Origin of the sequence: Bartonella sp. AA81SXKL, assembly GCF_042196945.1 — a bacterium.
GTDB lineage: Bacteria > Pseudomonadota > Alphaproteobacteria > Rhizobiales > Rhizobiaceae > Bartonella.
The window spans coordinates 1-10,278 of the sequence record NZ_JBHIRH010000023.1 but is presented as its reverse complement, the minus strand read 5'-3'; the positions used below and the strand labels follow the sequence as shown (position 1 = coordinate 10,278).

Below are 10,278 nucleotides of genomic sequence, written 5' to 3'. Positions count from 1 at the left end.
CGGAAGAGGAAGCGCGTATAAACGCAAAGATTGATGCGCAGTTTGCTGACTTTAGAGACCACACCATTGATGTTGCAAGGGCTGCTGGGGGCGTTGCTGCTGCCCTTGCCGGTGGCAATGTTGATGCCGGCGCTGATGCCGCAGGTAATGCCGCTGCAAATAACTTTTTGGGGAGTGCACAACGCGCTCAGATGAAGAAAGAGTTAGAAGAGTGCCCTGATGATCAGTGTCGAAGAGATGTTAACGAAAAATGGTTCGAGATTAGTGAAGAGCAAGATAGGATTTTTGGGATAGGTCTTGCGAAGGGTATGATTGTTGGTGCCGTAAAAGCAATAGGAAACGGAATATCTGAGACAGCTCATGACGTTAAAGAATTAGGATCGGCAATAGGAAACGGAATATATGCGACAGTTCATGACGTTAAAGAATTAGGATCGGCAATAGGAAACAGTTCAGTTGATGAGATCTATCAAAATGCCCTTCAAGGCGTTGGAACAGCAAAAGCTTGGGCCACGAGTGGGCATATATTTGATGATGTCTGGGAAGGTGCTGGTCAACTCTGGGAAGGAGTTGGTCAATTCTGGGGAGGTGTTAAGGATTCCTTTAGAGGGCGTATAGATCACATAAAGGATTCCTTTGGGGGGCATATAGATCACATACATGAAACAATGGAGAAAGGGGGGGATGGAGCATTCAGTGCTGGTGCTGAATCTGGCGAAATGCTAGGTAAACCATTAGGAGATGTGGCTTATATAGTGGGTTCTACAGTGCTTACTGACGGTGCTGTTTCAGCAGCCAAGGGAGGCGTAAAGCTTGCGGGAAAGCTTGTAGAAAAAGATCTCATCAAATTTGCTGCTAAAGCTGAAGAAGCGGCTATAACGGGAGCAACTAGTTCTGAAGTAAATACTGCGCATGTGGGGAAAGAAATCGCACAATCGCTAGAAAAAATGAGCGATGAAGCTATTGCAACTCAATATTTGGGGCAAGAGAGAAAATTCTGGTCAAAACCTATTGAGGTTGAGTTTGAAATAACTAACAAGGGAGAAAAAATTACTCAGACAAACAAAGTCTATCAGAGAGATGATCTGTTTGATCCTAACCAGATTGTTAGTTGGACAGTAAAAGGAAAAGAAGTAAAAGGTACAAATATTGAAAGGATGAAAACAGGAAGAGCACCTCTTGACTTTAATGAAAATCCCATTGAATTGCATCATATGCTGCAAACACATGATGGTCCCATAGCAGAGGTTACAAATGCGTTTCATAATAAACATAATTCAGTTATTCATATTAATCCTAATACAATGGGATCAGCTATTGACAGAGACCTATTCGATAAATGGAGGACGAAATACTGGAAGGAACGTGCTAAAGATTATGAAAAGAAAGATATAGCAACTAAAAAATAATAATTTATGGAGAACAACCTATGAAAACTTATACTTTAGCTGATGTTGTACAATTAATTGATAAAGTAAATAAATATGATGATGAGATTATCAATTTTGGTACTGCAGAGGATGCAGTTAGTGATGTACGGATTAAAGAGGCAGAAAAAACTCTCGGTTTACAGTTTACAACTTCTTATAAGGATTTTTTAAAAAATTATAAGGGAGGAGAAATTGGTTATGAGGAAATTTTTAGCATTTATAACGCAAGTTTTGAGGATCATCCTGCTGGTGATATTGTGCATAAAAACTTATATCATAGGAAACATGGTTTAGCAAAATCACAGCAGCTTGTTGTCAGTAGAACTGATTTTGGTGAGACATTTTACTTTGATTATACTCAGTTTCAGGATGGTGAATGCCCACTCTACGTCAAGATTCCATCTGGAGCGTCACATTATTATGCAAGTAATTTTTATGAATTTCTCTGTAAAAGAATTAAAGAGCACGCAGGGGAAGATTTGTGAAAACCTATACCTTAGATGATGTTGTAATATTAATTGATAAAGTGAATAAATATGATGATGAGATTATCCATTTTCGTACTGAAGATGATGCAGTTGATGATCTTGTAATTGAAAGGGCTGAGAAAGCTCTTGGTTTACAATTCACATCCTCTTACAAGAGTTTTTTGAAACATTATAAAGGTGGGGACATTAGTGGTGAAGAAATCTATAGTCTTTATGAGCATCCTATAGGTGTTTCTGTTAATGACGTTGTTTTCCAAAACTTAAATGATAGAAAACGTGGTTTTACGACACCAGAACAGCTCGTTGTGAGTTATGATCTTGATGAAACCTTTTACTTTGATTATACGCAGTTTCGGGATGGTGAATGCCCACTCTATGTCATGTTTGCGGATGAGGAGTCCGAATATTACGCCAGTAATTTTTATGAATTCCTATGCAAAAGAATTAAAGTACACGCGGGAGTTGAGATACCTGATGGTGATCAACCGATTGAAAAGATTGAGCACACTCCCACTCCGCAACCTATACCTTTTTACAAGAGTTTTTGGAAAAAACTATGGAAGAGGTGAAATTGATAGAGGAAATATGGAGCGTTTATAACGCACGTTTTGAGGATCATCCATGAAAACCTATACCTTAGCGGATGTCATAGAATTAGTTGATAAATATAATGATATTATCAATTTTCGTACCGAAGAAAATGCGGCTAATGATCTACGGATTGAAAAGGAGGAGAAAGCTCTCGGTTTGCAATTCACATCGTCTTATAAGAGTTTTTTAAAAAAATATGTAGGAGGAGAAATAGGGGGTGAAGAAATCTTTAGCCTTTATAAGGAGTGTGGAGCAGATATCCCTGGTGGTGATATTGTTTTCAAAAACTTAAATGCTAGAAAACGTGGTTTTGCAACATCAGAACAGCTTGTCGTGTGTTACGCTGATTTTGGTGAAACCTTTTACTTTGATTATACGCAGTTTCGGGATGGTGAATGCCCACTTTATGTCATGCTTCCATCTGAAGATTGCGAATATTACGCCAGTAATTTTTATGAATTCCTATGCAAAAGAATTAAAGTACACGCGGGAGTTGAGATACCTGAAGGTGATCAACCGATTGAAAAGATTGAGCACACTCCCACTCCGCAACCTGTACCTTTTTACAAGAGTTTTTGGAAAAAACTATGGAGGAGGGGCAATTGATAGGGGAAATATGGAGCGTTACGCAAGTTTTGAGGATCATCTATGAAAACCTATACCTTAGCTGATGTTGCAGTATTAATTGATAAAGTGAATAAATATGATGATGAGATTATCAATTTTGGTAGTGAAGATGATGAAGAGAATGAAACAGATGATCTACAGATTGAAAAGGCGGAGAAAACTCTCGGCGTACAATTCACATCCTCTTACAAAGTTTTTTTAAAAAAATATGGAGGAGGAGAAATTGGTGGTGAAGAAATTTATAGCCTTTATGGAGATTGTGGGGAAGGTATTCCTGCTGGTGATATTGTTTACCAAAACTTACTCGATAGAAAACATGGTTTTGCGACACCAGAACAGCTCGTTGTGAGTTATGATCTTGATGAAACCTTTTATTTTGATTATACGCAGTTTAGGGATGGAGAATGTCCAATCTATGTCATGTTTGCGGATGAGGAGTCCGAATATTACGCCAGTAATTTTTATGAATTCCTATGCAAAAGAATTAAAGTACACGCGGGAGTTGAGATACCTGATGGTGATCAACCGATTGAAAAGATTGAGAACACTCCCACTCCGCAACCTATCCCTTTTTACAAGAGTTTTTGGAAAAAACTATGGAAGAGGTGAAATTGATAGTGAGGAAATATATAGTCTTTCTAGAGAGCCTAAGTATTACATAAGTAATTTTTATGTAAAAGAATTACAGATCATGCTGGGGGAATGATGATGCAAACCAAAGATGTCACAGAGATTTTAAAAAGACTGGGCTGGGAGCCTTATCGTGATAACGTGGGGGATACTTTTGCGCATTATCATCTTCCCGATCGCATTGTCGGTATTGGCTATGGTGTAAAAAATTATGGAGAGAGTGGCAAAGAGTTTTTGCTTTCGGCTGATCTCACCACCGCTGCTTATTGTCTTGCTCGGGAATATTCTAGAGGTGAAAAATCACAGCGTAAATATGGAGATGTGCTGTTTTACGCGAAGGAGGATTTTAATGTTAAAGCTCCGGATCTTTCCGAAAGCCATATCACAACCGCTTTAAACAAAGTGATTGCATGGGCGCAAGCACAGGATATTGAAAAAAAGTTGTGCGAGGAAGCTACTAATCATTCTGCCGTTGCACAAGCATTACTTGGTGATATGGAGGCTTTAAGGAGTGATAGATCTACTCCAAAACTATCTGTGCCAGAATTTGCAGATTATAAAACAATGACATCGGATGATCGCCTGCTTTTTTTTGCGCAAGCCTATAAAAATGGGGGGTTGGATGATATTCTAACGCGCAAAAAAACCAAACAGCGCTCGATAAGCCTCACAGCAGCAATGCGCGTTCTCAAAACACAAGGGTGGTTTTCTACGGAGCCTGGAAAAATGTGGTTGATTTTGCCCGACCGCTTCATTCAATTTGATTTTGGTTTTATACGTCTCCATGACAATTACAATGTCCGTATTGAAGCTGAAATATCTAATGAAATGATTTCTGTCGCTTGCAATTGTATTCACTATAGTGAGGAATATTGGTGCGTTTCTCCTAAAAATATTTATAATTCTTTTAATACGATTGGGGGGGGGATTTTTAGTGGTTTTGGTAAAGGCATTGATATTTGTGTAGAGACATTAGATGAGCAAGAGCTTATCAAAATCTCTGAGCGGATAATACAGTGGGCGCGTGCCCAAGATTTACAAGCATCAATAGAAAGCAAAACACGTGTTCAAAAGTATAGCTACAATATACGTATAGTCTGGCATTTGGCTTGTTTAGCATTGACAGGTCAAATTGATGTCCTGAAATCTTATCAAAGTTTTTTAGAAGCAGGTACGATTTCTGAGATCTTGGATGACAGTGAAGTAGAGAGATATATTAACCAGGCCGTTCAATTTGCTGAAGAATATCTGAAAATCCTTAATGAGCGAAAAGCCATAGATGATCGTCTTAGTTTACAAGATTTGTCTTTTCTTAATACAGTTTCTGAAGACTTAAAAAGGATGGACTGGACAGTCTATCGTGATAAAAATTACAATTGCAATGCTTATTTTATAAAGAAAGATCGTATCATTAATATAGTGTACGACCTTGATAAAAACGGAGAGACACCGCTTGTTACCTTCAAGGTTTCTCTTTCAACACTTGGTTTTTCTACAGCTTATCGATCTGTTTTCATCAATACTCCCCAATATACCGTTCTTAAAGAGTTAGAAGATATATATACTGTGTCTGGTAATGAAGTTGATGAAGGTAAACTGAAGCAGATCTGTGCGGATATTTTGTGTTGGGCTGATCGACAAAATGTTAATCAAATCATCTATGATTATGCGGCTTTGCCAACAAATAGTGAATATGATCTTATAATACGCCATTTTATTGCGCTTATTCTGATTGGAGATGTTGAGAGGCTTAAGTTTTATAAAGAGAATTTTAGAAAGGGAAACTCTTTAAGCTTTGTGGAAGGTATCACGAAATATACGATTGACAACGCTCTTACTCTTGCACGGGGTTATCGAGCGGGTTTTCCAAAAAATGCTCCGATTTTGTCCCTTGATTCCCAAACAGCATCTGTTGTTTCCAAAACTATTGCTGTTGAGGCGACAGAGGAAGCGGATGACACTGATGATCGTCTCACCATGGAAAGTGCTCATGCACTTTTGAAAAGCTTAGGTTGGTCAACCGAGAAAATCAATGAGAATGACCATATGGCAAGCTATCAATTGGCTGATCGTGAAGTAGATATTCTTTATAACGACGAAGTTGCCAAAGATTGTCCGCAATTTGATAGCGCCTTTATGATTAGTACCGGTATTCTTTCCGCTGCTTGTAAATTCATTGATCCTACCCACACGGAAGATATTCCAGATATACAGCTTAATTTTGAAGCCAAGGGATTAGAAATCTTTGAACCAGAAGTCACTACGGATTGTTTAAAGCAAGCACTTGATGATGCGCTAGAATGGTCAGTCAAAGACATTGACCTTTCTAAAAGACTTCGCTCTGATTATGGCACTGCTCCTTGGCAACGGGATGCAACGTCTAAAGCAGATGATACGGATTATGCTTTGCTTCATCTTGGCGCTCTTGCCTTATTGGGCAATATTGAGACCTTAAAATCTTATCAGCAAAGCTTTACGGCAGGTGATCACCTAGGCTTTGACGAAAGCATCAACAAAACCCACCTTGAACGTGCATTAGCTTTAGCCAAAGAAGTAGCAAAGGTGAAGCAAGTGAGCTACGCTTTGATTGAACGGGTGGCAGAAAAGTTTGATGATCAACAAGAGGTTATCAGCAAGGAGCAATCCCGCTCGTGGAAAGAGAAAATAGTCAATTTTATCGGAAAAAAAGACAAGAAATAGCACCTAAAAAATATCAAAAAGATTTCAGAAATTTAGAAAATAAGACGCGCTCCAAAGCCTTGATCACTAGTTGAGAAACTGAAGTGGTGGGGTTCTGATCATGGTTTTGGTGCAAGATTTTAATGAAACAACCTATAAAAAAAGATCTATAAAATTATTCCATAGATTATAAAAATCTCTTTTAATGGGCTTTTGTCTATTTTATCGGTTATGTCAGTTTATTTAACAGACGAATCTTATGATTTTAGTGAGTGATTAAAATGTGCTTTATGAAAAGCATATGATCCTTTAAGCCTTTCAAAAGATAGCTTGTAACTCATAAGAAATGCTATCAAGACCATTATGGTTATGAGTTTTGGAGGTTTAGGGTTTTTTGGGGGTTTTGGAGGTGCTTTTTACGCCCCCCCTTTACATATTTTTCAATAAAAAATAAAATTTTATTATATTTCAATATGTTAACTTTTATCAAGTTTCCAAAAAAAACAACCTATATCAAAATACAACCTGTAAACTCAACTAATGCTATATGTTTTGTAGGGGTTTTGGGGGTTTGAGAAACCTTCAAAACCTATAAGTAATATAAGAAAATGAATATACATAATCCTCTTTAAACAAAGCTTTTGAAAACAATAAAGCTATCATTTTAGATTACGGTATAATCTTTTAAAGGCAATGTAAAAAAATCTAATTCTATTTAAGAGTGGATTTCTTAAAAGTCTTAAAGCAATCCAAATAAAAGTATCTAAAAGTGCAAATGGTTTCTTTTTAGAATAACGCATGATAAATTATTCCTTTTAAGATTATAGGTAATCAACTCACAAGATGATACGTTTAAAGAATTTACAAAAGTCCATTAAAGAGATCTTGATAACGTAATTATTTCCTATCTTAGTTTATCTCATAACAGATGATAAAATAGACTGTTAGTTAAACTAATACATAAGCGGATTTAATAAGATTGGCATGCCCATTATGTGAGCATGCTTTATAAGTTATTCAGTTTCTCTTAATACCAAATTTGGTAAGTTTTTTACGATTTTCATGGTTTCTAAACTTACGGTAATAACCCTTTGAAATAATTCTAGAGGGTAGGCAGGGTTGCCAATGGTCTCAACAGCATAACGATTGGCATCATTGACAATACCACTCTTTTTATCAGTCTTAACGCATTGACGCCCCATAACCCATTCAAGAGCGGGCTTGCCATTAACGATATACTCATAAGCTTCAAGAGGGATATCTGTCATAGTGATATTGCTGTTATAAATGACAGTTGATTTATCCTTTTCCTTACTATTCTTAATTTTTGCGAATTTCATTTCAGTTACATAATAGAATTTTTCTGGATTAGAGATCTCTGTAACTTTTGGATTACCCTTTTTAAAAGTTACTGGATAAGGCTCTACATCTTCATAATTCACGTGCAAATGACCTAGTTCACGCCCTGCTGTTACAAATTTCCAAAAGTCATCAGCACTTTTTACGCAAGGAATGCGAGGTAATTCTTTGCATAAATTATGCGCATAACGAGCACGATAATCTTCCGAATGTAACAATCCGTAGACGTAATAGAACAAATCATCTTTAGTGATTTTTTCATTCGGATAAGCAGCTTTAAAATGTGCTAATCCTTCATCAGTAATGGCATCACGCCTCTGTAAACCAGCTATTTTGCTGTCTTCTGTAGAATTTGTAAATAAATGGGATTGTTTTTCACTTTTACCTTTTGAAACCATAGTATCTTCATAAATATAGCGTGGAAAGCATTGGCTACCATCTACCATATTCACATCAGGTACATTTTTAGCCATTAAAATAGAAAAACCACATCTTGCTCCTACAGTAGAAATCTGTATTACCTTATTATCAACCCCTTGCTCTATCGGAAATATACGCGGCATTCGGTAAACACCGTCGTTGAAATCCCGATTATAATAAAGCCATTGTTGTGTAAAAGGACGATAAAGGCTTTGCGTAAGGCAAGCACCTTCAAAGTTAAAAGTCTTTCCTTTGTCCAAGTCTCGTTTGAGATTATGACTCCAACTAATTTTGCTTTCATCCAAATTGACAAAATTATTTACAGCATTTTTACGTATCTTGCGATCAACATGTTCATAAGCATTATTAAAACGTTCCACTTCCTTATTATAGAACGTGATCATATTACTCATGTTGTTAGCTAAAGCTTTATAGCTTGAGTGATAAACCCAAAGATCACGACTCGTCATAATACCACGAGAAAACGTTTCAAAGAGTTTTTTCCCATGGGGTTTTTTATCACCTATAGCTAAGAATGTTTCAAAACTGTTATCACGTTGATTAATCCAATCACCATGTTCATCCGGTGTAATCATTTGCCAACTTGATTTATTAGCTATACCACCAATACTAGTAAAGTATTGAAGCATCTCAAGTTTTTTTCCGGTGGAAAGATTATTACCAATATCATGATAATAAATTTTACACTCTTCAGAAACATTAGAATTTTTGATAAATAGCGTTACCGCAATACCAGTCATACTACCATTGCCAAAGACATTCTCTCCTTCTTCAGCTTTCCCGTTGCTTAACATATTTTTGCGAAGATCACCCCGTAAATTAAGTACATAAATACTTGTAAACTCTTTGGCTAAAGATTTTCGTAAACTGTCCATTGTTGGCTTTTCTACATAACCAGAACCAGAAACAAAACCAATTACCCCAGCATTATCAATACGGTCACTAGCCCAGCGAATGGCACGGATATAACTATCATAAAGCGCTCGTATATTCGTTACTTTAGATTGAGCAGCATAAGTTTCACGGATACGATTATCTAAAATCGGATAAGGAGTATTCTTTGCATTGTCGTTTTCATTTTTTTGTCCGACCGAATAAGGAGGGTTGCCAAAGATAACTTTGATATCCAGTTTCTTTTGAAGTTCTAAATATTCACTGTTTTCTTTGAGTATACCGTCCATAAGGTTTTTTTCTTTAAGCGTTTGAAACGTATCAGCCAGACCAATATGCTTAAAGGGAATGTACTCACCTTTCATAAGACTATGATACGTCGTTTCAATGTTAATCGCTGCTATGTAATAGGCGAGTAAGACAATCTCATTGGCATGGATATCATGACGGAATTTATATTCCATATCCTCTGGTTTGATGAGATTGGATTGTAATAGCCTTGTGATAAAGGTACCCGTTCCAGTGAAAGGGTCAAGAATAGAGACACCTCGTGACCCTAAGCTTTTTCCAAACTCATTACGCAATACATCATCAACAGAATGAATGATAAAATCAACGACTTCAACGGGCGTATAAACAATCCCAAGCTTATCCGTGGTTTTCTTAAATGCCTTGGCAAAAAAACTTTCATAAAGCTTGATAATAAGGTTCTGTTTGGCATGAGTTTCCGTAATGCCTGCTGTACAGAACGTGACACTTTTGTAGAATTTATCAAGATCTTTCGTTTTCTCTTCGATATTGGTTTTATCCAGTTCCGTTAAGATCTTGTCCATTGCTTGTGAAATGGCATTGTTCTGTACAAATTCATTACCGTCAAACAAGGCTTCAAACACGGGACGCGTGACAAGATGTTGCGCTAACATCTCAATCGCTTCCTTTTGTTTGATTTCACTGTTGACGTTGTTCTTTAATTCCTTATGAAAAGCATCAAAGGCATGAAAGGCTTCACTCTTTTCATCGGAAATCATATCTTTAAGATGATTGATATGGTTTTGAGCAATCTCGGCAACATTGTTCGCCCAAATGCCCCAATAATCCGTGATTTTAAAACTATCCAGAAAAATGGCTTTGACAAAATCAAA

Annotated in this window: 7 protein-coding genes; 6 read left to right on the top strand and 1 reads right to left on the bottom strand. The window is 37.0% G+C overall.

Annotation, left to right across the window (positions count from 1 at the left end):
- The 6 genes from ACFINZ_RS08360 to ACFINZ_RS08335 form a co-directional block, all read left to right on the top strand.
- Window positions 1-1,409: HNH/ENDO VII family nuclease (locus ACFINZ_RS08360; RefSeq protein WP_375701315.1), on the top strand; the 1,409-nt coding region annotated here is incomplete at its 5' end.
- A 20-nt stretch (window positions 1,410-1,429) separates the two neighbouring features.
- A complete protein-coding gene (locus ACFINZ_RS08355; RefSeq protein WP_375701314.1) occupies window positions 1,430-1,915 on the top strand; it encodes an SMI1/KNR4 family protein in 486 nt (161 codons plus the stop codon).
- The gene (locus ACFINZ_RS08350; protein WP_375666666.1) at window positions 1,912-2,487 is read left to right on the top strand and encodes an SMI1/KNR4 family protein; all 576 of its coding nucleotides are present in this window, start codon (window positions 1,912-1,914) and stop codon (window positions 2,485-2,487) included. The genes ACFINZ_RS08355 and ACFINZ_RS08350 overlap by 4 nt, the downstream gene beginning before the upstream one ends.
- 52 nt (window positions 2,488-2,539) lie before the next feature.
- Entirely contained in the window at window positions 2,540-3,115 is a 576-nt protein-coding gene (locus ACFINZ_RS08345; RefSeq protein ID WP_375701313.1) for an SMI1/KNR4 family protein, read from the top strand.
- A gap of 42 nt (window positions 3,116-3,157) precedes the next feature.
- Entirely contained in the window at window positions 3,158-3,745 is a 588-nt protein-coding gene (locus ACFINZ_RS08340) for an SMI1/KNR4 family protein (RefSeq protein WP_375701312.1), read from the top strand.
- Window positions 3,746-3,838: 93 nt separating this feature from the next.
- Entirely contained in the window at window positions 3,839-6,466 is a 2,628-nt protein-coding gene (locus ACFINZ_RS08335) for a DUF6990 domain-containing protein (RefSeq protein ID WP_375701311.1), read from the top strand.
- Window positions 6,467-7,458: 992 nt separating this feature from the next.
- On the opposite strand, the gene ACFINZ_RS08330 is transcribed toward ACFINZ_RS08335, so the two are convergent.
- The coding region (locus ACFINZ_RS08330) for a type ISP restriction/modification enzyme (protein WP_375701310.1) at window positions 7,459-10,278 on the bottom strand (2,820 nt) is incomplete at its 5' end.

Bases quoted from the DNA above. Each gene is read 5' to 3' on its own strand.
- ACFINZ_RS08355 (WP_375701314.1), top strand. From the start codon at position 1,430: ATGAAAACTTATACTTTAGCTGATGTTGTACAATTAATTGATAAAGTA.
- ACFINZ_RS08345 (WP_375701313.1), top strand. From the start codon at position 2,540: ATGAAAACCTATACCTTAGCGGATGTCATAGAATTAGTTGATAAATAT.
- ACFINZ_RS08340 (WP_375701312.1), top strand. From the start codon at position 3,158: ATGAAAACCTATACCTTAGCTGATGTTGCAGTATTAATTGATAAAGTG.
- ACFINZ_RS08335 (WP_375701311.1), top strand. From the start codon at position 3,839: ATGATGATGCAAACCAAAGATGTCACAGAGATTTTAAAAAGACTGGGC.